The 26,561-nt window shown below is 38.6% G+C and carries 27 protein-coding genes and 1 pseudogene; 3 read left to right on the top strand and 25 right to left on the bottom strand.

The window, feature by feature from the left end:
• Window positions 1-71: 71 nt before the first annotated feature.
• The 12 genes from spoIVA to prsW all read right to left on the bottom strand — a co-directional run bounded on the left by spoIVA (window position 72) and on the right by prsW (window position 11,845).
• Complete coding sequence (gene spoIVA / locus AC1ECF_RS11400) at window positions 72-1,550, bottom strand: stage IV sporulation protein A (RefSeq protein ID WP_480389540.1); 1,479 nt, start codon at window positions 1,548-1,550, stop codon at window positions 72-74.
• Window positions 1,551-1,626: 76 nt separating this feature from the next.
• Complete coding sequence (locus tag AC1ECF_RS11395; RefSeq protein ID WP_480389539.1) at window positions 1,627-2,334, bottom strand: hypothetical protein; 708 nt, start codon at window positions 2,332-2,334, stop codon at window positions 1,627-1,629.
• Window positions 2,335-2,347: 13 nt separating this feature from the next.
• Entirely contained in the window at window positions 2,348-2,554 is a 207-nt protein-coding gene (locus AC1ECF_RS11390; RefSeq protein ID WP_480389538.1) for a DUF2768 domain-containing protein, read from the bottom strand.
• A gap of 80 nt (window positions 2,555-2,634) precedes the next feature.
• Window positions 2,635-3,654 (bottom strand): NAD(P)H-dependent glycerol-3-phosphate dehydrogenase, encoded by a 1,020-nt coding sequence (locus AC1ECF_RS11385; RefSeq protein ID WP_480389537.1) that lies wholly within the window; start codon window positions 3,652-3,654, stop codon window positions 2,635-2,637.
• A gap of 47 nt (window positions 3,655-3,701) precedes the next feature.
• Window positions 3,702-5,012 carry a ribosome biogenesis GTPase Der gene (der, locus tag AC1ECF_RS11380; RefSeq protein ID WP_480389536.1) on the bottom strand — a complete coding sequence of 437 codons (1,311 nt, stop codon included), beginning with the start codon at window positions 5,010-5,012 and terminating at the stop codon, window positions 3,702-3,704.
• A 594-nt stretch (window positions 5,013-5,606) separates the two neighbouring features.
• Window positions 5,607-6,749 carry a 30S ribosomal protein S1 gene (gene rpsA, locus AC1ECF_RS11375; protein WP_480389535.1) on the bottom strand — a complete coding sequence of 381 codons (1,143 nt, stop codon included), beginning with the start codon at window positions 6,747-6,749 and terminating at the stop codon, window positions 5,607-5,609.
• A gap of 88 nt (window positions 6,750-6,837) precedes the next feature.
• Window positions 6,838-7,428 (bottom strand): lysophospholipid acyltransferase family protein, encoded by a 591-nt coding sequence (locus tag AC1ECF_RS11370; protein ID WP_480389534.1) that lies wholly within the window; start codon window positions 7,426-7,428, stop codon window positions 6,838-6,840.
• A gap of 1 nt (window position 7,429) precedes the next feature.
• A complete protein-coding gene (cmk, locus tag AC1ECF_RS11365) occupies window positions 7,430-8,104 on the bottom strand; it encodes a (d)CMP kinase (RefSeq protein WP_480389533.1) in 675 nt (224 codons plus the stop codon).
• Window positions 8,105-8,182: 78 nt separating this feature from the next.
• Window positions 8,183-8,830: a flagellar brake protein gene (locus AC1ECF_RS11360; RefSeq protein ID WP_480389532.1), complete on the bottom strand. Its 648-nt coding sequence runs from the start codon at window positions 8,828-8,830 to the stop codon at window positions 8,183-8,185.
• Between the two features lie 148 nt (window positions 8,831-8,978).
• Window positions 8,979-10,262: a PepSY1/2 domain-containing protein gene (locus AC1ECF_RS11355; protein WP_480389531.1), complete on the bottom strand. Its 1,284-nt coding sequence runs from the start codon at window positions 10,260-10,262 to the stop codon at window positions 8,979-8,981.
• A gap of 9 nt (window positions 10,263-10,271) precedes the next feature.
• Complete coding sequence (gene sleB, locus AC1ECF_RS11350) at window positions 10,272-11,081, bottom strand: spore cortex-lytic enzyme (protein ID WP_480389530.1); 810 nt, start codon at window positions 11,079-11,081, stop codon at window positions 10,272-10,274.
• 71 nt (window positions 11,082-11,152) lie between these two features.
• On the bottom strand, window positions 11,153-11,845 hold the full coding sequence (gene prsW / locus AC1ECF_RS11345; protein WP_480389529.1) for a glutamic-type intramembrane protease PrsW: 693 nt from the start codon (window positions 11,843-11,845) through the stop codon (window positions 11,153-11,155).
• Window positions 11,846-11,921: 76 nt separating this feature from the next.
• Here prsW and AC1ECF_RS11340 point away from each other — a divergent pair, with 76 nt between their 5' ends.
• A complete protein-coding gene (locus AC1ECF_RS11340) occupies window positions 11,922-12,896 on the top strand; it encodes an asparaginase (RefSeq protein ID WP_480389528.1) in 975 nt (324 codons plus the stop codon).
• A gap of 528 nt (window positions 12,897-13,424) precedes the next feature.
• Here the strand turns inward: AC1ECF_RS11340 and AC1ECF_RS11335 are convergent.
• The 6 genes from AC1ECF_RS11335 to AC1ECF_RS11310 all read right to left on the bottom strand — a co-directional run bounded on the left by AC1ECF_RS11335 (window position 13,425) and on the right by AC1ECF_RS11310 (window position 19,230).
• The gene (locus AC1ECF_RS11335) at window positions 13,425-14,390 is read right to left on the bottom strand and encodes a YpdA family putative bacillithiol disulfide reductase (protein ID WP_480389527.1); all 966 of its coding nucleotides are present in this window, start codon (window positions 14,388-14,390) and stop codon (window positions 13,425-13,427) included.
• Window positions 14,391-14,567: 177 nt separating this feature from the next.
• Window positions 14,568-15,323 carry a metallophosphoesterase gene (locus AC1ECF_RS11330; protein ID WP_480389526.1) on the bottom strand — a complete coding sequence of 252 codons (756 nt, stop codon included), beginning with the start codon at window positions 15,321-15,323 and terminating at the stop codon, window positions 14,568-14,570.
• 73 nt (window positions 15,324-15,396) lie between these two features.
• Window positions 15,397-16,029 carry a CBS domain-containing protein gene (locus AC1ECF_RS11325; protein ID WP_480389525.1) on the bottom strand — a complete coding sequence of 211 codons (633 nt, stop codon included), beginning with the start codon at window positions 16,027-16,029 and terminating at the stop codon, window positions 15,397-15,399.
• A gap of 73 nt (window positions 16,030-16,102) precedes the next feature.
• The gene (locus tag AC1ECF_RS11320; RefSeq protein WP_480389524.1) at window positions 16,103-16,720 is read right to left on the bottom strand and encodes a LysM peptidoglycan-binding domain-containing protein; all 618 of its coding nucleotides are present in this window, start codon (window positions 16,718-16,720) and stop codon (window positions 16,103-16,105) included.
• A gap of 76 nt (window positions 16,721-16,796) precedes the next feature.
• Window positions 16,797-18,203: a RecQ family ATP-dependent DNA helicase gene (locus AC1ECF_RS11315; protein WP_480389523.1), complete on the bottom strand. Its 1,407-nt coding sequence runs from the start codon at window positions 18,201-18,203 to the stop codon at window positions 16,797-16,799.
• Window positions 18,196-19,230, bottom strand: coding sequence for a YpbB family protein (locus AC1ECF_RS11310; RefSeq protein WP_480389522.1), 1,035 nt, complete (start codon window positions 19,228-19,230; stop codon window positions 18,196-18,198). The genes AC1ECF_RS11315 and AC1ECF_RS11310 overlap by 8 nt, the downstream gene beginning before the upstream one ends.
• A gap of 112 nt (window positions 19,231-19,342) precedes the next feature.
• On the opposite strand from AC1ECF_RS11310, the gene AC1ECF_RS11305 reads away from it, so the two are divergent.
• The gene (locus AC1ECF_RS11305; RefSeq protein ID WP_480389521.1) at window positions 19,343-19,591 is read left to right on the top strand and encodes a ferredoxin; all 249 of its coding nucleotides are present in this window, start codon (window positions 19,343-19,345) and stop codon (window positions 19,589-19,591) included.
• 635 nt (window positions 19,592-20,226) lie between these two features.
• On the opposite strand, the gene AC1ECF_RS11300 is transcribed toward AC1ECF_RS11305, so the two are convergent.
• From AC1ECF_RS11300 to AC1ECF_RS11280, 5 genes and pseudogenes are all read right to left on the bottom strand, one after another.
• Window positions 20,227-20,667, bottom strand: a complete 441-nt coding sequence (locus tag AC1ECF_RS11300; RefSeq protein ID WP_480389520.1) for a GNAT family N-acetyltransferase — start codon at window positions 20,665-20,667, stop codon at window positions 20,227-20,229.
• Between the two features lie 484 nt (window positions 20,668-21,151).
• A complete protein-coding gene (locus AC1ECF_RS11295; protein WP_480389519.1) occupies window positions 21,152-21,961 on the bottom strand; it encodes a hypothetical protein in 810 nt (269 codons plus the stop codon).
• Between the two features lie 207 nt (window positions 21,962-22,168).
• Complete coding sequence (locus AC1ECF_RS11290) at window positions 22,169-22,465, bottom strand: hypothetical protein (protein WP_480389518.1); 297 nt, start codon at window positions 22,463-22,465, stop codon at window positions 22,169-22,171.
• Between the two features lie 168 nt (window positions 22,466-22,633).
• Window positions 22,634-22,806: pseudogene (locus AC1ECF_RS11285) on the bottom strand (IS1595 family transposase); the annotation flags it as partial.
• A 115-nt stretch (window positions 22,807-22,921) separates the two neighbouring features.
• Window positions 22,922-23,683: a DUF4184 family protein gene (locus AC1ECF_RS11280; RefSeq protein WP_480389517.1), complete on the bottom strand. Its 762-nt coding sequence runs from the start codon at window positions 23,681-23,683 to the stop codon at window positions 22,922-22,924.
• 338 nt (window positions 23,684-24,021) lie between these two features.
• On the opposite strand from AC1ECF_RS11280, the gene AC1ECF_RS11275 reads away from it, so the two are divergent.
• Window positions 24,022-24,513, top strand: a complete 492-nt coding sequence (locus AC1ECF_RS11275) for a hypothetical protein (protein ID WP_480389516.1) — start codon at window positions 24,022-24,024, stop codon at window positions 24,511-24,513.
• A 248-nt stretch (window positions 24,514-24,761) separates the two neighbouring features.
• On the opposite strand, the gene AC1ECF_RS11270 is transcribed toward AC1ECF_RS11275, so the two are convergent.
• Entirely contained in the window at window positions 24,762-26,039 is a 1,278-nt protein-coding gene (locus tag AC1ECF_RS11270; RefSeq protein WP_480389515.1) for an RNA polymerase sigma factor, read from the bottom strand.
• Window positions 26,039-26,455 (bottom strand): YciI family protein, encoded by a 417-nt coding sequence (locus AC1ECF_RS11265; protein ID WP_480389514.1) that lies wholly within the window; start codon window positions 26,453-26,455, stop codon window positions 26,039-26,041. Before AC1ECF_RS11265 ends, AC1ECF_RS11270 begins: the two co-directional genes overlap by 1 nt.
• Window positions 26,456-26,561: the final 106 nt, after the last annotated feature.

Genomic DNA, 26,561 nt, shown 5'->3' with positions numbered 1-26,561 from the left:
AAAAAAGCCAAACGGTTATCTAGTTCCCGTTTGGCACAAGTCGTCGGACATATTTTTGCCTACCTCTATTCTTAGATAATAAATGTGACCATGCCTCGATCGCCTTCGTTTACCATCCGCTCAATTGTTTGGCGCATTCTTTTCTTCGCAACCCCAGTTACACTTTCTGTTTTGAAACGGATGCTTTCCTTCATTACCTCCACTAAAGAACTTCCAAATACCTGTGTTTGCCACAGTGCCTCTCTGTCATGTAGGAACCCATGCTTTAAGTCTTTCAGCAGCTGCTGACTATGAAACTCTGAGCCTAGCAAAGGTGCAAACTCTGCCTCCATGTCAATACGGATAATGTGCAAGGAAGGAGCCTTTGCTTTCAAGCTGACTCCATAGAAATTATTTTGCTTAATAATTTCTGGTGCGGACGGCTGGAAGTCTTCAAGAGTCGGAAGCGAAACTCCATAGCCTGTGGACTTGGCTGCCTCCAACGCATCAGCAAATCGATCATACTCTTTACGGGCAGTGGAAGCCCCTTTTACAAATAAAAGCCAATCTTTTTTCGTTTTAATCGGTTCATCCAGCCATTCATCACAAACTTCTTGGAATACCTCTGGCTTTAGATCAATTCGAATGGTTGCCGAGCCTCTTCCGGGATTTGCCTCTACTACTTCCGATGATTGTATAAAGGCAACCTCTTTAAATTTTTCTGCTAGCTCCTTTACATCACGCATTTTGGAAACTATTTGGAGCCATTCTTGTAAAGAGGTATTGATTTGATTGTTCACATAGTGATCCTCTTCCAACACATCTGTCCAGTCAGGCTTCATTAATTCTATATCTGTAATAGGAAATTCAAAGAGTGCTTGTTGGAGTATGTATTGAATTTCCTCTCCGGTCATTCTATCCACTGCTACTGGAATAACTGGAACTCCATGAGCTCTTTGTAATTCATCACTTAACTGTAAGGTTTCCAGGTTCCCAGGTAACTTACAATTTAATACGATAACGAATGGCTTACCAATTTCCTTTAGCTGATCGATTATTTCCTTCTCAGCAGTTTCCGCCGCTTTTCTCGGAATATTATTGACAGAGCCGTCTGTCGTAACCACTACGCCGATGGTGGAATGGTCACGGATTACCTTATCTGTTCCGATTCTTGCAGCATCCTCAAATGGTATAGCCTCGTTATGCCAAGGAGTGTGAACTAACTTCTGCCCTTCCTCTCCAGAATGCGTCTTAATCCCATCAATCATATAGCCGACACAATCTACCAAACGGATTTGCAGCCGTAGCTGTTCCTCACCCAGATATACATTTGTTCCGTGGGCAGGGACAAATTTAGGCTCAGCTGTCATAATCACATTCCCTGGGGAGCTTTGGGGAAGTTCATCTTGTGCTCGGAGTCTTTCTGATTCCTCTAGAATATTTGGAATCACAACCAGTTCCATTACTTTTTTTACAAATGTAGATTTTCCAACCCTCACAGGACCTACAACGCCGATATACACATCACCATTTGTTCTTTCCGCTATTTGTTCATACAGTTTACTCGTCATGGGTACTCTCCTTTCTTCGCACTTCAATATATGCACAAAAAAAACGTTTCATGCACAGTGCATAAAACGTTTCTTTTTACTTATCTAACATAAAGATAGGCTCGTTATTTTCATTAACCGTATATGGCAGGGAATAAGCAGGAACAACAGCAAAATTGTCTGTTAGTAGGTATCGAATATCTTCTCCTGGCTTCGGTTTCTCTTCTGCTTCCTGTAGCATTCGATTTAACTCAATGGAATAATCGACATAAACTTTCCCCTCTCCTGATGCCACGAGTGGAAGCTGGGTATCAGAATAAGGACTTTGAACGGACGGCTCCGTCTTGTATCCCATTTTCTTATAATCTAAGCGATACACGCCCTCCGCAATTTGCTCGGCAATTGGTCCATATTTATTGATGGTAATGCGAGAGTTCAAATCACGTAAAGTATCAGCTAAGCGTAAGTCTACTAGTTTTACAGTTGGATCTTCATCCACATTCATCAAGACGTATTGATAAATACCCCCGGCTTCATAGGAATTGGGAGGAGTTTCTGCCATAAAACTAGGAATAATCTTTTTAAAGTCTATCGGGTATTTAATATATTGATCAGTTTCCATATCTCTCGTCTTAATAGGCAGGAGACCACCATTTGTTTCTTGATAGCTGTCCACCGCTGTTTGAACGGAGTTTATCTGATCCTCATAGGGTAATAGATTTTCTGGTTCATAGCCACTTTTATATGCACAACCACTTAACAATGCCACTATAACTAATAAGACACAAAAGGTACATTTTTTCATTGATATCTCCTAACTAAGCCTTGGTTGGATTAAAGATGATATAAATCATCGTAATAAAACCTATGAACAACAGTATGTATGCAATGAGTCCAAATAAAAACTTCAAAAATCTGTTTTGTATTTTTGTTTTCACAAAAAACATAAATAGCATCGCTAAAAACATGCATCCCATCGACCCGAAGGAGATCCACATTTTATCCATTGAAGATACTAGTAGCAACAGTTCCCCCACCTTTCTTATAGCATTATATCACAGAAAAAAAGAGTTGCATTTTTCCTACAACTCTTTTTTTGACAATTTTAAAACGTTTTATAATCCTCTAGCTCACTCTTTTTCGTTCTATGCATGAGTGTATCAACAGCTTCCTTAGGATGTACTCCTTCAAATAAAACACCATAGAGCGCTTGGGTAATCGGCATATCGACCTGTTGCTTTTCTGCAAGCTGGTAAGCTGCTTTTGTTGTTCGAACACCTTCTACAATCATCCCTATCTCTTCAAGCACCTCATCAAGACTAGCACCCTTCCCTAGCATGTTACCTGCTCGCCAGTTTCTTGAATGAACACTAGTACAAGTAACGATCAAGTCACCCATACCAGTTAATCCTGCAAAGGTAGAAGGCTCGGCACCTAGACTGATACCTAGTCTCGAAATTTCCGCCAAACCTCTTGTAATCAAGGCAGCCTTCGCGTTATCTCCATATCCAAGCCCATCGACAATACCGGCAGCCAAAGCAATGACATTTTTCATTGCTGCTCCTATTTCCACTCCAATAACATCTGCATTTGTATACACTCTAAAGGCTTTATTCATAAAAAGATCCTGAACCTTCTCCGCTGCTTCCATATTGACGCTTGCAGCCGTTACGGTTGTTGGATGCTCCAGTACTACTTCTTCAGCATGGCTCGGTCCTGATAGAACAACAATTGCTTGTACTAGATGTTGTGGAATTTCTTCCTCTATCATTTCTGTAATACGCTTTAATGTGTCAGGCTCAATACCCTTCGAAACATGCACAATTAGCTTTTCTTGATCTGCAGTTTTCGCAACAAGCTGGCAGACCTCACGAATCGCTTTCGTAGGTACTGCAATAACAATCGTAGAAGAATGACTAATCGCTTCTTGAATATCACTAGTCGCTCGCAGATTATCTGGCAGCTTCGTTCCTGGTAAGTACTGCTTGTTCGTTTTATACTCATTTATCTCTTTAGTTTGGTCTTCTCTAATGGACCATATTAGACAATTATGGTTGTTATGGGCTAGCACCATAGCAAGGGCTGTTCCCCAGCTTCCTGCTCCTAATACTGTTACCTTTTCCATTCTATCGCCCCCTCTTTTCTTACCTATTCATCAGCACGTATAATTTTTTATGTTCTTGCTCGAGTAATAATACGAATTGGAGTTCCTTCAAAGTCAAAGGATTCTCGTATACGATTTTCCAAGAAACGCTCATAAGAGAAGTGCATAAGCTCCGGTTCATTTACGAATACAACAAAAGTCGGTGGCTTAATTGCAACCTGTGTTGCATAGTAGATGCGCAAACGTTTCCCTTTATCTGTTGGTGCAGGGTTTCTTGCAACCGCATCCTCGATTACCTCATTAAGAACGGATGATTGAACACGTAATGCGTGATTTTCACTCACTTGATTAATAACTGGGAATAAGGAATGTACTCGTTGCTTCGTTTTTGCAGAAACAAAGACGATTGGTGCATAATCAAGGAATTGAAAATGCTCACGAATCGATTTTGTCATTTCATTCATCGTTTTATCGTTCTTTTCAATAGCATCCCATTTATTCATTACGATAATAACGCCTTTTCCTGCCTCATGTGCGTATCCTGCAATTTTCTTATCCTGCTCCTGAATTCCTTCTTCAGCGTTTAATACGACTAAGACGACATCAGAGCGTTCAATTGCCTTTAATGCACGAAGCACACTGTATTTTTCAGTGGTTTCATACACCTTTCCTTTTTTACGCATACCTGCTGTGTCGATCATGACATATTCTTGATCGTCAAAGGTATACTCTGTATCGATTGCATCCCTAGTAGTTCCTGCAATATCACTTACGATTACTCGCTCATGGCCTAAGAAAGCATTGATTAAAGAAGATTTTCCGACATTTGGTCGTCCGATAAGAGAGAACTTGATAACATCCTCTCCATACTCCGTATCATCTTGTTCAGGAAAGTTCTTTGCAACCTCGTCTAATAAATCCCCTAAGCCTAGACCATGGGCTCCAGAAATCGGGAATGGCTCTCCCATGCCAAGAGAATAGAAATCGTAAATCATCTCTTTCATATCCGGATTATCGATTTTATTCACAGCCAGTACAATCGGCTTTTTCGTTTTATATAAGATTCTCGCCACGTATTCATCGGCATCCGTCACACCTTCTCGTCCATTTGTTAAGAAGATAATAACATCTGCCTCATCCATCGCAATCTCGGCCTGTTGTTTGATTTGCTCTAAAAACGGCTCGTCGCTAAGCTCGATACCACCAGTATCAATAATATTAAATTCATGTGTCAGCCAATCTGCTGAGCTATAGATTCGGTCACGTGTTACACCAGGGATATCTTCCACAATGGATACACGTTCCCCGACTATTCGGTTAAAGATTGTCGACTTCCCTACATTAGGCCTACCGACAATTGCTACTACTGGTTTTGTCATTCTAATTTCATCCTTCCAACTTCATCTAAAATGTATTATACAACATAGAAGCGTTTAAATGTAATGAAAGCTATATTTTCACGGAAGCATGCTTCATATTTGAGTTCGAAAGTACAACATTGTCGGCGAAAATTACAACATAGCGACCCATTTATACAACATCGCTTCGAGGGCCAAGCGTTTTTACAACATTCCTACTGATAATTACAACATTGTTAGTGGAATTTACGACTTTGTGACTCGTTTTTACAACATTAAGGGCCAAGCGTTTTTCCTACATTCCCACTGAAAATTACAACATTGTCATTGAAATTTACGACATTGTGGCTCGTTTTTACAACATAGCGACCCATTTTTACAACATCACTTCGAGGACCAAGCGTTTTTACAACATTCCTACTGATAATTACAACATTGTTAGTGGAAATTACAACATAGTGACCGGTTTTTACAACATTGTGACCCATTTTTACAACATTGATTCGAAGGGCCAAGCTTTTTCAATGCAATAAAGCAATTACGATTGGATTAGCGACTGAATACTTTTTTACTATGTAAAAAAGCAAGCGATTTAGCTATCGCTTGCTTTTCAACTTACTTATTCGTAAAGTTTTTTAGTTTATCCCCAAGGACATCGCTGATAGAGAAGCCTTTTGATTCCTCTGGTGCTTGGTAGTCCTCTAGGTTGTAATCTTCTTCATTTTCCACTAAATCTTTGATGCTTAAGGATAGACGTTTTTCTGCGCTATTAACCTCTAGCACCTTCACTTCGACCTCTTGGCCCTCCTGCAATACTTCATGTGGAGTTCCAATATGCTTATGCGAGATTTGAGAAATGTGTACAAGTCCCTCTACTCCTGGGAACACTTCTACAAAAGCTCCGTATGAAACTAAGCGCTTAACTGTTCCAGTAAGCACTGTTCCCTTAGCAGCCTTCTCCTCAATATCAACCCATGGTCCAGGTAACGTTTCTTTAATAGATAGAGATATTCTTTCAGAATCCAGGTCTACAGATAAAACTTTTACTTTTACCTCTTGTCCTTCTGCTAGAACATCGCTAACGTTGCTTAAGTGTTCATGTGAAATCTGAGAGATATGAACAAGTCCATCTACTCCGCCGATATCTACGAAAGCACCAAAGGAAGCGATTCGTTGTACTGTTCCAGTTAACACATCTCCTGGTTTTAGAGAGCTTAGGGTTTGGCTTTTCGATAAGGATTTTTCGTCCTCCACTACTGCTTTATGAGACAGAATCAGACGGTTTTTATCTTTTTCTAGCTCCACAATCTTGAAGGTTAATGTTTTTCCTTTATAGTCATCAAAGGATTCTACGAAATGATCTTCGATTAAGGATGCTGGTATAAATCCTCGTACGCCAAGATCTACTACTAATCCTCCCTTAACAACCTCTTTTACTTCTGTTTCAATGATTTCTCCAGCTTCAAATTGTCTTTCTAACTGGTCCCATGCTTTTTCAGCATCAACTTTTCTTTTAGATAAAACAAAATTTTCTTCTTCAACCTTCGTAATCATTAATTCTAAAGTATCGCCAACAGAAACGGCGTCGGATGCTTTTTCAATATGCAGGCTAGATAGTTCGCTTATTGGAACAATCCCATCGAAAGGTGCACCTTCAATTGAAACGATTACGGATTTATCATCTACTTGTGCAACCGTTGCTTTCACTAGATCTCCTTCTTTAAACTCTTGCGTGTTTAAGTTCATTTCTTCTGACATATGATATTCCTCCTTCACAGCGTCTCAGTATTATTTTATGCCAACTAGTCCAGAAATACAAAAAGAAGCCCTTTACTTTTAAAAATTTTCAATTATCTCTTTTGTGCTGGTCTAATAATTTTTGGATGTGCTCCATGATAACCTCCGTTACTTCGTCGGCACTTGCCTTTCTTTCACGATAGGGCTCCATATCAATTACATCCCCATAAACGACCTTTAAACGCTTAAATGGCTTGTAAGGTCCAATTATTGCGCAAGGTACCACATTTGCATTTCCTCTTAATGCGAAAAAGCCTGCTCCACTAAAACCCTTTCCAAGCTTTCCATCTTTACTGCGGGTACCTTCAGGGAATAACCCTACTACCTCTCCGTCCTTTAGTAGCTTTAATGCTTTGCGGAGAGCATCACGATCACTCAACCCTCGCTTCACTGGAAAAGCACGAACTCCCGGCAATATAGACTTCAGAATAGGTACATGAAATAGCTCTTCTTTCGCCATAAAATTCACTGGTCGAGGAGCATTAATACCAACCACTGGAGGGTCAAGATTATCTATGTGATTTGCGCAAAGTAAGATTCCACCTTCCTTCGGGAAATTCTCTGCACCGATTACTTCAAAACGATAGATGGGCTTTAATAGTGCATATACCACCGTTTTTGCAAAAGTATAAAGCTCCAAGTTACACCATCCTTTCTTTTGCCAGTTGCATAATCTTTTGAGATACTTCATCGATAGATAAAGATGTGGTATCAATGAAGATCGCATCCTCCGCTTGTACTAAAGGAGAAGCCTCGCGTTCACTATCGAATTTATCTCTTCGCGCAATATCTTCCTTTAATTCTTCAAGACTTATGTCGATTCCTCTTTTTTGATTTTCTAAATATCTTCTTTGTGCTCTTTCTTCCACACTAGCAGACATGAAAATTTTCAGCTCGGCATTGGTAAGTACTTTGGTGCCTATATCTCTTCCGTCCATGACCACTTGTCCATTTTTTCCCATTTCTATTTGTCTTCTAACCATTTCTTCTCGCAAATTTGCGTGGGCTGCCACTAGAGAGACATTAGATGTCACCTCCATGGAACGTATTTCATCCGTAACATCTTGACCATCTAAGAATACTAGCTGTCCGTTTGGTGATGGCTTTAGTTCAATAGCGGTTTCCTTCAGAAGCTTCGTGAGCTCTTCACCATCCTCCAAATCAACAGATAAGGATAAGGCCTTATAAGTGATGGCGCGATACATAGCTCCTGTATCCACGTATGTATATCCTAATAATTCCGCAGTTTTCTTTGCAATCGTGCTTTTTCCAGCCGCTGCTGGCCCGTCAATGGCAATTTGTATATGTTTGTTCATTTCTTATTTCCTCCACTCTATTCGCCTATATTTTATCATAGAACGACATGAAAAAAAAAAGCCTGTATATACAGACTTTTAACTAATTCCTTTTTTTCTTAAAAGGAGCTGTCTTTCAAAGCAAAAACGGACGATGTGCTGTTGATCCGTATCGTCTGCATCTATAAACTCTAGAGAAGCAATCGTAATATCCTGTTTATCCCAGATGCGAATCACTTTTGCATCAGAAAAGACATATTTCATATCACCATTGTTAAAGGCAAGGGGTAATACAATAGACACTCTATCCCCGTCATGAAAGTTAACTTCCTTGTTTAGGATGACCGCAATTCCGCCAGCGCTAAGATCCTCTGTTATAAATTGAAACTTTTCTCCCTCATATTCAATTGCGATGTCTAGGGCATGCTCAATCCTCACATAGTTTCTTCTTTGAATTTTTAAGATTTCCGTTGGGTTCGGTATGGAAAGCTTAATCATCGGAACCTGTCCTAGCTTTCTTCCTAGCACCTCTGTCGGAAAAGCATACACTGCCTTCGTATCGTCCACAAAGGTCACTTTCAGCTGTGTCCCATCTGTTAAAATAACTGATTTGTTGGTAGAAGTGTCCACTGGATAATTAATAAAAATAGAATGATTATCCTGATCAACTACCTTACAACGATACTTTTCAGCTTTTGAGCTAAAAGTAGGCTCTAGAAGTAAATTTGTACCAAGCTTTAAATCCATATTTTCCCCTCTTTAGTCATCATAATTATTTATTATGACATCTAAAGAACTAATTTACCACAATAATTTTTAAGTATTTCGAAAGTTGTTTTAGAACTATTAGGGAAATGCCAAGGTAGTTTCTACCCCGACTTTTTCCCTGCTAGTATTATGGCAGCTTTTCTGTTTGTATAACATCATGAGTTTCTGTGTCAATATACACTTTATAGGTACCAATTCGATCACTTCTTAATAATAACTCATAGGCAAGCCTTTGAATTAGCTGATCATTTTCTACATAAGCGAGTTTTTCTTCCTCAATTTTTAAATCGCCAGAAAATTTATCTTGGAAGTTTAAAGGAACAATTTTTTGATTGCCCAGCTTTTCTTCCTGGATATATTCCATTGCATTTAGACCCAACAGCTCTCCAGTATCCTTTGCAACCTTTAGCTGGATACCGTCTGCATAGACAAGGGCATTTGTTTTTGGATCCTTCCTAGCAAAGGATAGATGCCAAGCTATGTTATTTTCACGAAATTCTACTAGCTCTGTATCACTATAACCTAGTGTTTTCGTGTACTGTATTGCTTTTTCCTTCATTTGCTCTACACTTATGGTCTTATCTTCAAAAGGTCGTTCTAATAAAAACGATAATAAGTGACCGCCTTTTTTAGTAAAATCAGCATAGCCGATACGAATTCCCTCATGGAATTTGACATGATAAAACGGATAGGCAGCGTTTTCAGAGCTTTCTGTGATATGGATTTTTGCATGTTTCAACTCTGGAAACGCTTCTATAAATTTTTTCTTAACCTCTTCCACCGAAATTTCTTTTTCCGTTAAATGAGCCAGATCCCGCTTCTTTTGTCGGTCCGTTTCACTTGCTGTCATTGGAAAATCACTTTCTGTATAGCTTTTAACTGAATTTCCTAGATTGGACCAGTTCTTTTGATGATCTTCACTTACTTTATTGTTTACGAACGAATTCACGATATAATCTTTGTTATATCCCTGGTTATTGGCAAATGACCACTGTTCAGATAGAGACCGAAGATTTTCTCTTGCAGCTGCCATGTTCTTTTGCCACTCTTCCACAGGAATTTTACCTTGTCTAACTTGAGAAGCCCCATTGCCGATTCTCGTTAGATAATTCATCCAAGCTGCTGTTGCCTCATTGTCAATTGGAAGTGCAGCGATGGACGTTCTTATATCGGAAGAGATACGCCAAACATCCTCTAATGACTTGTCTAAGGATGTACGGTCTTGAAATATCAATGTTTCATCAATCGAGTCGCTAAGCTCTGTTAACTTTTCAGAAGCAGAGGTCAACTGATTAGCGTATTGTACTGCCAGCATATTTTCAAGCTTGGTATTTCTCTCTTGTACAGTGAAATGATATACAATAAATACAGCAAGTGCCGCTATTCCTATAATCCATGTAGTTTTTTTCATATGAACTCCTTATGAACAAAATATGTGCTTTCCGATTGTCTTAATCTGAGGTCGTGACCATATCCACTCACTTGTTGCGGTTTCAGGGTTGAAATAGTAGATGGCATTTTCAGTAGGATCCCAACCATTTAGAGCATCTAAGACAGCCTCTTTTGCTCTTTCATTCGGCTCCAGCCAAATTTGTCCATCTGCAACAGCCGTAAAAGCTAGCGGTTGAAAAATTACCTCACTAATTGTATTTGGAAAGTCAGGATGTTCTACTCGGTTTAAAATCACGGCTGCTACGGCAACCTGCCCTTCGTAAGGCTCACCACGAGCTTCTCCGTAGACAGCATTGGCAATCAATTGAAGATCCTTCTCCGAATATTTCGGCGGTAGCTGATAGCTGTTATTTTTATTATTTTTAGCTGGTTTCGCCGTATTTTTATTTTTAACTTGTGACTCTAAGCTTTTGCCTCCATAATGTGTAAAGCTATTTCCTTGGTTTATTTGGTTGTGTACGAATTCTTTGTTATAATCGGATACGCTGACTAGTTTTTGTTTCGTTTTACCGCCCAAAAGGCCGTCAACTGGAAGCCCATATTGCTCTTGGAAGTTTCGCAAAGCCCAATAGGTGCCATATCCAAATTGCCCATCAATTTTTCCATTATAAAAGCCGATGTACTGTAGCCTTGCCTGAAGCTCGATGACATCATCACCAAATGCGCCCCTCTGTAAAACCTGTTCAGAGAATGCTTGAGTGGGCTCATCCTTTACAAAGAAAAAGTAACCGGCAGTACAAACTACCAAGCTTAATAAGATGTATGTTATTCGCTTCATTAGACACCTCTCCTTTTCCCGTAGCTTGCTACTAAAATGGCTAGAATATACAAAAAAAATCTAGCACTTGGCTAGATTTCTTCTCTCATATAATATTCATGCTGTAGGTATCTATTTTTTCTAGATAATATATGTGCTTTCTTCACCTTTGACAATCCAAGTATCCACAAAAACAACATAAACGGAACTAATAGCAGCAGTTCAAGCCCTGCAATAGTCAAAATTCCATTGTAGAATATGTGGAGGGATATTGGAGCAAACAGTGCTAGCACTAGCTGGTATCTCAGCTTGGAGATTGTACTGAATTTCGCTCTTCCAAAGTAATATCCCATTACCACTCCAAAAAGTGCGTGGCTGGATACTGGAAGAAACGCACGGATTAAGGCCTCATCCATTCCATAGGCTATTAAGTATAAGATATTCTCCACTGTGGCAAAGCCTAGAGAAACACTCACTCCGTATAGTATACCGTCATACGGATCATCAAATTCTATATGCTTAAAAATCGCAACCAGCAAAACTAACCATTTAAAAAATTCTTCTAGCACACTACTTACGATGGCATTTCGAAGGAATAAAGACTCAAATAGCTGCTCCTCTGTAAAAACATGCTGAATAAATAAAATTGGAAAGGTCAATATGGCGCCATAAATAAAAGTATGTAACAATAGCCTTGAAGGCTCTTTGGCAATTTCCTTTCGTAAATAAAAATAACTTAAGAGTGCAAGAGCAGGTGCAATTGCACAGGAAAGTAGTACAATCATGATCCTACTCCTTCCATTTCATTACTTTTATTATACAATATTATTACGTACAAATGTCATTTTGGGAGAGATTTTTATGAAAACTATTTTACTAATTCATACTGGTGGAACTATTTCGATGCAAGTGAATAATGAAACAGGTGCAGTGGTTCCATCGTCACAAAATCCATTAGTAATTGAAGCAGATAAACTGAAACAATTTGCGGATATTATAGAAGTAGAAGCATTTAATCTTCCTTCTCCTCATATCACGCCATTTGAAATGCTTAAGCTAAAGCAATTAATTGAACAGTTCGTGGAAAAGGAACAAATTGACGGCGTAGTTATCACACACGGAACGGACACTCTAGAAGAGACTGCCTACTTCTTAGACAGAACAGTGAAAACGAATATTCCTATTGTCTTAACTGGTGCTATGCGCTCTGCCAATGAAATTGGCTCAGACGGTTTATACAACCTTGTGTCTGCTATAAAAGTAGCATCCACTGACCAAGCTTTTGGCAAAGGCGTTCTGGTGGTATTAAATGATGAAATCCACACAGCTGAAAATGTCACAAAAACACATGCCAGTAATGTAAGCACCTTCCAAAGCCCTCAATATGGACCAATTGGCTTTGTCTCCAAATCAATCGTTCACTTTCATCACTCACCAAATCATCGCTCTGTTTTTCCTATACAGACTATTGAAAAACGCGTTGCTTTATTCAAGGTGTATGCAGGAATGGAGCCCGACGTACTTCAGGGAGTCATTCATTTAGGATATGACGGAATCGTGTTAGAGGGTCTTGGACAAGGAAACGTCCCACCTGTCCTCGTTCCCATTATTCAAGACATCATCGAAAAAGGGATACCAATCGTCCTTGTTTCAAGATGCTTTAATGGAATTGCACAAGATGTATACGGATATATGGGTGGCGGAAAAGTGCTAAAAGAAAAAGGAGTCCTCTTCGGTAAAGGACTAAACGGTCAAAAAGCAAGACTGGCTTTATTGATTGCCTTGAACCACGCAAATCCTCAAACAGCATTGGAAGAGCTATTTCCAGAGGAATAAAGGAATTTCCCTGTGAATAAAAAAGTTAAACAAATGACAAGGAAGCACCCGCTCATGAGAGTCGGAGGTGCTCCTTTTTATATTTATGGTGAACGGCTAATTATCTGTTAGATTTGGTCTTTTTAGAGAGTAATACAAAAATCAGTGAACCTAAAACGAACAAACAGGCAACGAAACCCACGAAAAGCAGTAAACCAGTCAACCTATCACCTCCACTTTATATATCCTCTAAAGAACGTCAACCGCTAGCCGCTACGAAGAATCGTCCAAGTGATTTGAACGAATATACTGCTTACAGCTTACAAGTATTTATACATAGGTATGCGTAAAAAGTTTCGTTTTCCCCACATATTTAAACATATAGATTCTTTATGTCACACATAATGGCAATCGATAGTGTCGCATGTCAATGCTTTCAGCGACATAACAGGATTCACATCGTTTTCTTTGCCCCAAAAATATGAACGAGCAAAATACAAAACCCACACACGCGTAGTCCATGCATAAGCGTGTGTGGGTTTTTCAACCTTATTTCCCTTTTGAAACTATAGCTTCTACAATTTGTCCCCCGTGGAATCGACCGTTCTCGATAAAAATTTCGTTTGCATTATTCCCAGCAGCAATAACTCCTGCTATAAAAATACCTTCTACATTCGTTTCCATCGTCTCTGCATCATGAACAGGCCTTCCCGTTTCCTCCTCAATTCCAACTCCCATAGCTTTTAAAAAGGAGTGATCCGGATGATAGCCTGTCATAGCAAAAACAAAATCATTTTCCAAGCGGTATACACCTTCCGGACCTCTTAGTGTAACAAAGCCAGCCTCAATGGATAAGACATTCGTTTCAAACTTCATCGTGATTTCTCCACTTCGAGCAAGTGAGTCAAACTCTGGCAAAATCCATGGCTTGATGCTCTTAGAATATTCGCTGCCACGGTAGACAACTGTTACATAAGCTCCAGCCTTGTGAAGCTCTAGCGCTGCATCGATTGCAGAGTTCTTCCCGCCAATTACCAGCACATGCTGATTAAAGTACGGATGGCCCTCTTTGAAATAATGAAACACCTTTGGAAGATTTTCGCCTGGGATACCCATATAATTTGGATGGTCATAGTAACCAGTCGCAATTACTACATTCTTCGCAAGGTAGGTCTCCTTACTTGTTTCTATTAGGAAATGCTCATCTTGCTTCTCTACTTTTTGAACTAGCTCATATGTATTCACGCGCAGCTGCTTTCTACGTACAACATCACGGTAGTAGACAAGCGCCTGGTTTCTTCTTGGTTTTCTTTCCTCTACAATAAAAGGAACATCCCCAATGGATAGCTTCTCGCTCGTACTAAAAAAGGTTTGATGAGTAGGATAGTTGTAGATGGACTCTACGATATTTCCCTTCTCAATTACTAATGCATTTAGACCTTTCTCTTGAGCTGCAATCGCTACTGACAGTCCACAAGGACCCCCCCCTACAATTAGTACATCTAGTTGCTCCACTTTCAAAACTCCTTTTCTTCTTTGCATCTTATCCCGCATTAAGGGACAGTAAGACTCCCACTTCAAGTTGGCAAAAGAAATGAGACAGCTGCGTGGGAGATTAACTGTCCCTAAAAGCCCGATCGGTTCAACTAATGATTGGTGGGGGATGAAAGAACCCCCCCACCAATCAAAGTTTCACTTTAACGTAATTAAATGACACTCTGCCTTCGCACCTAAGCGAAAAGGGACACCAGTTGTGCCAAAACCGTTACTTATCAATTCCGCATAATCATCCTTTACCCGGTAAGATCCCTTCTCATACAATCCAAGTGGTCCTAAACGAATTTGTCCTCCATGTAAATGACCAGCCAACAATAGATGCGGCTGTATCATGTTTTTTGCTCCTGGAAAATACTGAGGTGCGTGAGAGACAAAGATAATCACATCATCCGCACTGACTTTTGAGAAAGCACGATTCATATCTACGTTACCATTAAAACCATCATTTATTCCAACGATGCGGATGGATGTTTTAAAATCGGGCAATCGGATGGAATCATTTGTTAATATATGTACCCCATGCTCTAATAACAGTTTTCTTAAGGACTCAGCTCCAACTTCCCGATCATTATTCCCATATACATAAAAAACGGTGCCAAGCTTCGATAGCTGCATAATATTATTTGCTGTCCTACTTAACGGTACTCCTTTTTCTGTTAGGTCTCCACCGATGATTACGGCATCTACCTTCCCCGCAAGCCGGTGAATCATTTTTTCCGGAATTGCTCTACGATGTACATCGGAAATAAAAAAGATATGCAGTTCTTCTCCATTTTTCATTCCTTCTATAGCTAACTTATGCTCCACGATATTCACTTGAAAAGCTAATCTCAGCATGAATAGTAACAAGCAGATCCCCGCTATCAAAACGAGCAGAAGTATATATGGCATGTGCTTTCCTCCCAATTCCATACAAAAAGACAGGGAATCATCCCTGCCCATCTATTCCTTAATATTAAGCAACCTATTCATCTTTTTCAATATGTAACACTCTAAATCCGGATTTTTCTAAATCCTGAATAATACGATCAACCTTTTGTGTATTATCAATCTTCACGACAATTCGACGCACAAGCTTATCCGTTTCATCAAAGGTTACTAAGGAAATAACCGACGTATGATACTTATGCAGTACATCGGACATTTTTAAGATTCTACCCTCTGTTTCCACAGAAGTAAACGTAATGCGAGTTCCTTTTGAATTCATACCAAATGCACTCTTAAATTGCGTGATAGTATCATAACGAGTAACCAATCCAAGGAACTTCCCATCCTCTACTACTGCCAGTATCGGAAAGTCATATAGCTTCATAAACGTATCCTCAAATACGTCTCCCAGATGTACATGGACGTCCTCTCGAATCGCTATATCGGACACTTTTGTTTGCTCAAGAAATGTTTGTTTATCTAAATCACTGTAAAAGTAAGCTTTATATAAAAGATATTTGTTAAACATACCTTTATATACTCCGTTTTCAACAATCGGTAAGGCGTCAATCTCCTTTGCTTCCAGTTCATGAATAGCATCTAGGACAGATGCATCTGTATGAATAGTTAAACATTTTTCCTTGGGAATCATCACACTTTTTACAAACATATATAAACACCTCTTCCAGAACTTATATATTTATATATTCTCTAGCAATCTGAAATATCCTTCTACTTTTTTCCTATGGCAAAATTAATTTTTGTCCAGCTGATATTTCATTTGAAGAGAGCCCGTTAGCCGCTTTTATTTTTTCTACAGCACTAGGATTGTCATAATAATTCATTGCAATTCGGAAAAGTGTTTCTCCTGGTTGTACTACATGTGATTTGGTTTCTACTGGTTTTTCTATCTCTTGGGGTTCTTCTTTTGGTTCCTCTTTTGGTTCTTCCTTAGGTTTTTCTGTTGTTTCTGGCTTGTCTACTTCCGCAGGAGGACTTGTCGGCTGCTCTGTTTGAGAAGTATCTGGCTGTTCCGAGTTTTCCACTTTCTCCGTAGACTCCTCTTCTTCTTGCTTACTTTCATCCAGACCATTTGTTATAGGCTTTGTTTCAAGCGTAATTATGCCTACCTCCGTTTGCTCTGGTATTTCCGGACTGTAGAAAAACTGTACATACACAAACATCCCTACAGGAATCATGATGAAGATAAAAAACAAGCTGGGGATAAGAAGATTCTTTGATTTTCTCGCTTTTTTCTTTGCGTTCTTTGTTCTTCTGCTACGTCTCAGCTCTTGCTCTTCATCTGCGCCAATTGACTGTCTATGCTCCTCTATTTTTTTCTGATAGTCTTCTTGATTCATTTTAAATGCTCCATTCTTCCACTATTCTACTAATATTATGCCGAATTCTGTTGAAAAAGTAAACGTACCAAAAATACTAAAGTAGTCTATCCAGCCTGTTTTTCCAGTTTAATTCGACAGAAACAGATTTTGTTGATGAGAAGCCCACGAACATTTCGTCTAGCTGTCCACCACATTTCGAGCAACAAAGCAGAGGCTTATCCTTTAACTGTTGTCCAAAGAAATCGACTAGCTGCTCTCTTATACATCTATCATTTTCCAGTAGCTTGTATAGCCGTTCTATTTCTGTCCACTTTTTTTGGCGAATACTTTGGAAAAGGTCGATTGTTTCTTGCTCAGATAACTGCTCCTTCCAATAGTCGAGTATCCTTTTAGTAGTTTCTGGCAGCTGAATCTCTTCGTTGGAATGAAAAGCCAGGTGGATCAATTCCTTTTCCGGATAATCCTGCGTGGCAACATAATATGCCTGCTCTACATCCGAGGAATGGTATAGGATAGAGGCAATTGATTGCTTCCCATCCCGTGCGGCCCTCCCTATTTCTTGCATATACCCCGCAATGCTAGTCGGGATATGATCATGGATGACCTGTCGAATATTTGCTTTATGTATCCCCATGCCAAATGCGTTCGTTGCACAGATCCATTCCAGCTCTCCCTGCTGGAACTGTTGCTGGATAAGAATCCGATCATCCTGCTCCATTTTCGCGTGATAATAGGCTGCATTTATTCCTCTTTGCCTTAGCTCCTGTGCATACAGCTCCGCTTTCTTTCTAGATTGAGTATAAATAATTCCTGGCCCAGCCGTGGAAGATACTCGGTTAATGATCCACGTTACCTTTTCCTGATGGTTTTCTACTTTTTGTGATTCATAATAAATAGAAGGACGATCCAGTGAATGGATATAATGAAATACATCTTTCATTAACAGTGTCTTTTCAATATCTGTAAGAACCTCTGCAGTCGCTGTTGCAGTTAATGCCAGCACCGGGGTGTTTTCCTGCTCCATCAACCATTTCGAAATCCTCAAATAATCCGGACGGAAATCAAAGCCCCACTGAGAAATACAGTGCGCCTCGTCAGCTACAATAAAGGAAATAGAAATCCGTCTAAGCGCTTGATGGAAGCGCTCATTTTGCAGCATTTCGGGAGAGGTGAAAATATATTTATAGGCAGAGAGTTGCTTGATTGCTCTCTCCTTCTCTTCAAAGGATAGAAAAGAATTTATCGCAATCACTTGTTTTTCCCCCATCATTTTCAGCTGTTCTACTTGGTCCTGCATCAAGGATAATAAGGGCGAAATAATGAACACAGAGCCCTCCGTCAGATAACCTGGGAGCTGATATAACAACGACTTACCCATTCCAGTAGGGAGTATGGCTACCACATCACGTTTTTCTAGAAGCTTCTCAATTACTTCTCGCTGTCCCTCTCGAAAGCTTTCGTAACCAAATTTCTGCTGTAGCACTTGTGTCAGTTTATCCATCTGCCTGCCCTCCTTTTGATAAAGCTAGTCGAATCATAAAATAACTAAGCTCGGGAAGCTGCTCCTTTATGAGTCTCAGCTTTTTCGTATGCAAGCTTTTCGAGACCTCCCAAACTTTGCTCATCTGTTCGCTGCTTATATAGTTTTCTACAGAAAAGGAAGGATTCGCAGAAGCTATCTCAATCAGATGATCCTCAATCGTATTCACCTTTAAGTTCCTAGCCGCAGCAACCTGCTCTAATGTGTAGCCCTTCTCTAATAGCAGGCTCGTTCGATATGCAGAGTCGGTGAGCGGCGTCTTGATGAATATTCCATCAGCTAACGGATAGATATCTGGATGATCCTGTTTATTTAGGAAGCGAAGTAGCACATGCAATACCTCGATAAATTGCAGCTTCACATCATGGACCGAGCTGTTATACTCGGAGGCTAGCTGGTCCCAGGTAAGTCCGCTAGTCTGATAGCCACTCAATCGATAGACAAATAACGTTCTCTGCTCGTCTGTTAAAGGAGATGCTTCCAGTAGATGAAACAGCTGCCCTTTAAAGGCTTCTGCAAATGCAGGAGCTTGATATTCTTTTCCTCTCAGATAGTTTCGGACGAATTGCTGTACCGCGATATCCTTCTGATTCGGGATAAACTTCGATTCTCCAGCATAAAAGTGGGAGATAGTTTGTACAACCAGCTCTAATCTTCTCCAAAAGACAATCTCATTCCCTCTTAACCCCCAGCCATCAAAAGCCGGTGCTTGAAAGCCCTCTATTCGTTCCTTTCCCTTTGCCGTAAGGAATGGGATCCCCTCGTTTATTTCCACTAACCCTTCCGCCTGCAAGGCAAAGATTAGTAAATCGTATTCATCCTTCTTTAAATTTGAATAAATAGCAAAAAAGGAATGTAATTGAAAATACGTCACGTCCTGCATCGTTTGTCCTGACTTCTTCCCTTTTAATAGATAATAAGGAGCTGTGAAAGACCTTTCTCCATTAAACTTTTGGATGATATATAGTAATAGTTGGCTAAAATACAATTGAAATACCTCACAATAATAAAGTATTTTTGTTGAAAAGTGATGCAAACATCTTTAGAATGAATACGATAGCTAATTCGAGGAAGCAGATAATTAAAGGAGAGAATAGATAATGGCAAAATACACGATAGTAGATAAGGATACATGTATCGCATGTGGCGCTTGTGGTGCTGCAGCCCCTGATATATATGACTACGATGATGAAGGCATCGCTTTCGTTATTCTTGATGATAACATGGGTACAGCTGAAGTGCCAGAGGAACTGCTAGAGGATATGGAAGATGCATTCGAAGGCTGCCCAACAGATTCTATTAAAGTAGCAGAGGAATCCTTCGAAGGCGACGCATTAAAATTTGAATAGGTTCAAGCAATTTAGATTGGAGCAAAACATGTTCCAGTCTTTTTTTGTTTGGATCTAAAGCACAAAAGGTTTAATGTTTTAATTAAATCGTTTGTGCTTTCTTACTTTTAAAGTGTTTGGTTATCCGCTGCGTCGGACCATTGATGTTAACTTTTAAAAATAAATTTAGATAAGAGTCTCATAAAAAGAAGGTGTAATAAAACATAAAAAATAGTTTAGTACCATTCTCTTTTATTAAAGGCTCTCTTAAATTTAATTGTTGTTTTTCAAATAAATAATTTTCCCCCGTTTTGGGTATAGTAAGAGAGATTTACAATAATAAGGAATATACACAATTTTATGCAAGATAGAGAACACGCCCCATCAAGAACAAATACAGTTGCATCAACTATTTGAGCCATCTGTATAAAATACGTCATAAAAATATTTACAAGAAAAGGCACGAAACGCTGTTAAATCAACGTTCGTGCCTTTCTAAACTGTCCCCAAACTTGTGTTTGGGAACGTTATTTATGTTTGTTTTGTATACGCTATAAATCGTTATTGCACTAAAGCCCACCGTTAGTGAAACAAGAAGGCTTATGAAACAATCGCGCTCGTTTATAGAGATTAATTCTATTTTTGTATACTCACACCTATTTTTCTGGTATGTACAACCGCATATAAAGATAACCATTCTCTATATCGTCTGTTAGTTCAAAGCCTATGTTACTCCAAAATTTTTGTGCGGTTCTATTTTCTGGATTAACTGGTAATGAAATTCTGCTTGCATTATATTCTTTACACAAATATTCAACGCAAAGCTTCGCCGCTGCTGATCCATAGCCTCTTTTTTGAAAACGGCTATCGATCATAAAATTTATAATTTGGGGGTTATTATCGCCAATATACATTGAAACAAAACCTACCATCACATTATCAGCATAAATTGCAAAAGGGCGTGACTCCTCATAAAATACCCACGCTTCGGCTAATGAAAACGCCACAGGATCTACAAATTCCACACCTGTATCAGTTGTACGCAAGTTTAAACATTCTTCATAATTGTCACTATTAATTTTTCTTAACTCTAGCAAAGCAATCTCACCTTCCAAATATAGTTATGACTGTTTAATATGTATAATTCAACCAACTTTTGAAAAGTGGAATTAGCAAATAAATCATAATACAACTTTGAAATCCTAGAACTTAATGGTCCAATTGATTTTAATTCCGTTCTCCTTGATAATAGTCATTCATAATAGTCGTATTACACCACTTTATTATTATAGCTCTATGCCACATAAATAAAATTTCAACAACAAAGGCTCTACATTGATACTCTATTTTCAAAATTAACTAACCACTTGATTTGTTGAAGAGAAAAAAGCCTTCTAAAGCGTGGGTGGTCGTGGATGCCTAAACTTTCGGAACGTTTTTTGTATGATAATGAATATTTGTTCTTTATATTTCAAGCAATGTTTTGAAATAGATTTTGCTCAAAATATAGATGCTTTTAAAGAATATTTATGCTATCTCAAAACCCGTCACTTTTGAGATAGGTTATCAACCCTCGATTACTTAAAGGCGCATATCAATCACAGAATGATCAACAGTTGGGATTTTATAAATTGTTGAATCATTGAATAGCGTGGCAAAGTCATTCCATTTAGACCGCAGTTCATCCTTATAACGATTTAAAACCTCTTCCGGACTATTTTTTAACTGCAACTGATTTTCTTTAAAATTTGTTAAAATGGCTTCGAATGACTGCACAAAAGTCGATTGATTCGATAAATCTATCCCCTCATATAAAGTAGAAGTAAATGCCTCTTGTTCTTGTAGTGTTTTAATGCCCTCTGTCAAAATCGAATTTTTATTTAGTGACGGATATGTAGCGCGTAGTTTATCCATATTTGCTTGTGCAGCTTCGTAAATTCGAATTTGTAGGTTCTGGCCTTCCTGCTGATAACTTTTAATAGACTTATGCATCTGTTCTTTATGCTTTTCAGGAATCAATTTATTCGCAATTAATTGTAACTGTGCAATTGTCTGAGCACGGTCCATAATGAAATAATCACTTGTTCCACCATTTGGCTTTTTCACACTTTGTTTGATTAATTGGCTAATCTGCTGTTTTTCATCTGCACTTAACCCCTCGATTTCTTTCACAAAATCAAAGTGAGCTATTTCCCCTTGTATACTCACTTTAATATCAGCTGGGTTAATTGATGTAGAGTTGCCCACTTTTTGTGTCGGCTGTTCCTTTAAAATGTCTTTCATTTGTTCTTCCACTTTTTGTATCGTATCAGGCTTAGGAGTAGCTTGATTAGGCAGAGATGTCGCATTTTGTCGATTCAAAATTGTGTGATTTAAATTAGAAATATTCACCGATTCACCATTCCCTTCTATATCCTTATAAGTAACATCGACCTTTCTAACTGTAATTTAAAGGTTTAATATTTGTTATTATTTCTATTTTATAAATGAGCAACATTAAAGTTACAAAAGCAGCTCAGACTACTAATGGTCTGAGCTGCTCTGAGAAGGCTCCTAAACGTAACACTTGGAAATGTTATTTATATGATTTATAAGTCTTTATTTCTGTTCTAAGCCAGCTTGCTTCCACTTTTCCCTCGCAAAAATTGCCACAATTAATAAAATAATTGCATTGGCAATCAAAAGACCACCAAAAGTAAGCCCCGCCACAGCGCCTGCAATTCCATCTCCAACATTACGACCAACGTTATTCATTGTCAGAACTAGAACTATTGGAGAAGAAATAATAAAAAAAACACCCGCTATTATCCATACCAACCAATTCAATCTTGATAAAAAAATCACAAATACATTAAGAATAAAAAGAACTAAAACGAATATAACCAAAGAATTCATAAAACTCCTCCTTAAATATATTTTCAATAAATATACCAATAAATCTCGATATTAGTAACTTGTAAAATCAAAAAGCAAAACGCACCCAAAGCGATGTTTGGTAATTTTATTTCGTTTAACGCTATAAGTCCTCACAATCTGGTGAAAGCCCTAATAGTCAAACGAGTATTACAGATTGAATTTAGATAAACGTAAAGTTAGATAGGTTTCTGTCATTTCAAAAATAAATGATGTTAATAGAAATTCTTTGATATTATGTTTTGTACTTTTATTACTATGGCTATCTACAAATAAGAACCAAGAAAGTAATTATCAAGGTATTTAGAAGCTAACATAGGAAAAGAAGAAAAATTACTAATACGGCAAAAACTAATCTTAGCCATAACTTTTTGGTCAAATGAAATCAGTCCTATACTTTTTAATGGTAAAGTTTATATGCCGTGGAAAAAAGAAAGATTACCCCAAAATAGAGCCTTTTCTTTTCCTACCAAATGAACGATTAACATAGAGAGATACAATAAACAAACTGATAAGTGCTGAATCTATGATTCTTACGACAAGTATGCCATAGGATTCAATCTCAACTCGGTCCATGAGATTCCACAAACAAAACAAGCAGATGGTGAACAAAGCTATTTGAATCCAATACCTCCATTTCTGCTTTGACTCTTTATTTGACTCAGGATACCCTTTGCTCCTAGCCGCTCTGACATACATAAATAGGAAAATGGCAGTTATACCAACAATCGTGCTACCATGCTGAAGAAATTTAAAAATTGGAATATGAAAATCAAAAATGACAACTTTGTATGTAAGTATAGAAAATTTTTCTACGATAAAACCATTAACATGAGTAAAAGCATCCCAGACTACATGAGTCAGCATTCCAATTAACGTCGAGTATAAGAATACAACCCCCCTTAATAGCCTAGTAGAATTTATTTTAGGAGTATAAGTACCCTGTAAACTTGATGGTAGATGACTAACTAATGTTTTATGGATAAATGTCAGGTAGATGAAATAAACGATGATAACGATAGGAAGATTAAAAGTTACAAATCCGACAAATGTATGACCAATTTCACCAGACGGCATTCCCCTAATAAAATACTCGAAATCAGGTGACATACTACCTAATACCATCGCTAAAAAGTTAATATATATGCTATTCCTCGAAAAAGGTAAAACTGCTGCTGGGTGAGCAAAAGTCAACGGCATGTATGTTCACTCCTAAAAAGATAAATTCCAAAAAGCACCTCTTCTTACACTTATCGTAACACATTAATCAGTTAGCTGAATTCATAAAGATTGTTGCTTTTTAATAAAAAGGGAAGCTGCTATCCATCTTACGTTACAATTGAGTGGGGAGTACCTTCTTGAACAAAAGGGGTAGTTTAGTTCAAAAAGAAAAGAAGCAACTATGCCTTTGGTTTATATGTTGGTGTTATTATGGTGCTTGAACTAATTCTGTAGAAAAGTTAAAATTAGTTATTGTAATATTCAGGTATTTCGGTGGATGTAATTTATTCCAAAAAGAAAAGGAGGGGAAAAATAAAATGAAGAAAATTATATATCTAGTGATGGCAATTATTATAGTTTCATTATCTTCTATCTTTATTTACACTAATTTTATATATTATAATATTTCTTATAATCCTATTGAGGAATATAAGTCTGAGAGCTATGTTGAATTTATAATCACCAAAAACCTTCCGGAAGGTGAAGAAGCTAATGCAAAATGCCAAGATCCAAACGCTTGTAAGAAAGTTTTGGAGTATCTCAGCAGCTTAAACTTAAAACCTTTAAAAGATAAGACTGCAATTGAAATGAAAAACAATGAAAGTAATACGTATTACACTGGAATGTTACAGTTCGGAGAATCTGTTGCATCTGATCAAATATTACTTTCTAATATAACTATAGATACGCCTAATGTAATTAGAATTGATTCCGACATTCCTGGTTTCAAAAGTGGATATTATAAGATTGAAGATTCAACTTTTGACTATAACTATATTTTGGATTTAATCGGGGAATCAGAAGAATAAACTGGGAATATAAATATCTTCAAACTTCTTTAACTACACTTTCAACATATAAAAACCCACTTGCACAGTAAGTTAAATGATATTGCGGATATTGGAAAGATTGTGAAATGATGTTCTTTTACTATCGGGGGCTTTAGTTAAACAACTGAGACAGCAAAAAAAGCTGTCTCTTTTTTATGGCATTAGCAACAATCCTTACGAAAACAGCCTTTTATAAAAAGGTATTATAAAAAACCATCTGAAGTGAGTTAAAAATCTCTCTTCAGATGGTTTCCAATAATAACACATTCTGCTGCTCGTTTTAGAAGAAAGGCACGCTCCTGTTCATTCTGTGTAAGCGATGCGGCTCGAGTGAACTCAACTCTCGCTTCCTCCCCTCGCTCTAGCTTTGTAAGCAAGTCCCCACGAACAGCTGGAAATAAATAATAATTTTTCAAGGACGGCTCCTCTTCCAATGCATCCACCATTTCCAATCCAGTTGCTGGCCCATAAGCCATCGAATACGCAACAGCGCGATTCAATTCCACTATAGGAGAAGGTACTACCTGTGCGAGGGCATCGTATAATGCGGATATTTCTTCCCAATCCGTTTCTTCTGAGGTTTTTGCTCTAGCATGACATGCAGCGATAGCAGCCTGTAGAGAATATGGGCCATAACCAGCCCCGATTTCCTCTACCCTCTTAAGGCTCGATAATCCACGTTGAATGAAAAGGTGATCCCATAGCGCTCTATTCTGGTCTTGAAGTAATATTGGCTCTCCCGATGGTCCAACCCGTGCTTTGAAGCGAGAGACCTGGATTTCCATCAGTGCAAGGAGACCATGCACTTCCGGTTCATCAGGCATAAGCTCTGCCAATATCCTACCAAGACGAATTGCTTCATTGCACAGTATTGGTTTAATCAAGTTCTGACCGGCTTTTGCAGCGTATCCTTCATTGAACAATAAATAAATGACATCCAGAACTGCTGACAACCTTTCCGAAAGCTCATGTCCGCCTGGGATTTCAAAAGGTATCTTAGAAACAGAAAGTGTACGCTTTGTCCTCACTATTCGTTGTGCAATTGTGGATTCTGAGACAAGGAATGCTCGTGCAATTTCATCAGTCTTTAATCCACAAAGCACCTTAAGCGTTAGAGCTACTCGAGCTTCTCGGGAAAGAACCGGATGACAAGTGGTAAAGATAAGGCGAAGGAGATCATCATCAATCTCCTCCTCACTACTTTCAAAGTCAGAACTCCAAGTGGGGTCCATGCTCAAACCGAGTACCTCATATTTCTGATTTCGCAATTTATTTCGACGCAGAAAATCAATCGCCCGTCTTTTGGCCACAGTCATTAGCCAGGCTCCTGGTTTGTCCGGAATGCCTGACTTTGGCCATTTTTCAAGCGCAACGATTAATGCTTCGTGTGCCAAATCCTCCGCAATCCCGATATCCTGAACAATACGTGCAACACTAGCTATAATTCTTGTCGCTTCAATTGTCCAGATTCCTTCAATCGTACGATGGGTTTCAGAGGTTGTCACTATAGCTTCTCTTGATGAGATTTCTCACGTAATTTAGCTGTCTCTTTTGCAAAACTCTCCATGTCTTCAACCACCTGACGTACTTCAATTTGCCCTTCTCCGAATCCTTGAGGGTCTGGCATCCTCATTGCCCACTCAATGGCTTCCTCCCTCGATTTCACATCAATTAATATGAATCCGGCAATTATTTCTTTCGTTTCGGTAAATGGACCATCCATCACGACGGGCTTTTCACCTGGTTTCGGAAATGAAATACGAATCCCATTCGCACTTGGATATAGCCCTTTCGCCGTAACCCGAACCCCTGCCTTTACTAAGTCCTCATTAAATTTACTCATCGCCTCGTTAAGCTCCAGTGGCGGGAGATTCCCGCCTTCAGAATTCTGTGAAGCTTTCACAATTAGCATAAATAGCATAATAATTCCTCCCTATTCCTTATTAGAAACCTTTCATGCTCGGTCTCTATATACATACGACGAATTGGAAAAGACAAAATCGACAGACGAAAAAAATTTTATTTCC

It is taken from the genome of Psychrobacillus sp. Z3-81 (assembly GCF_056620325.1).
The sequence above is the reverse complement of the archived record's forward strand: the minus strand, read 5'-3'. Positions and strand labels throughout refer to the sequence as shown.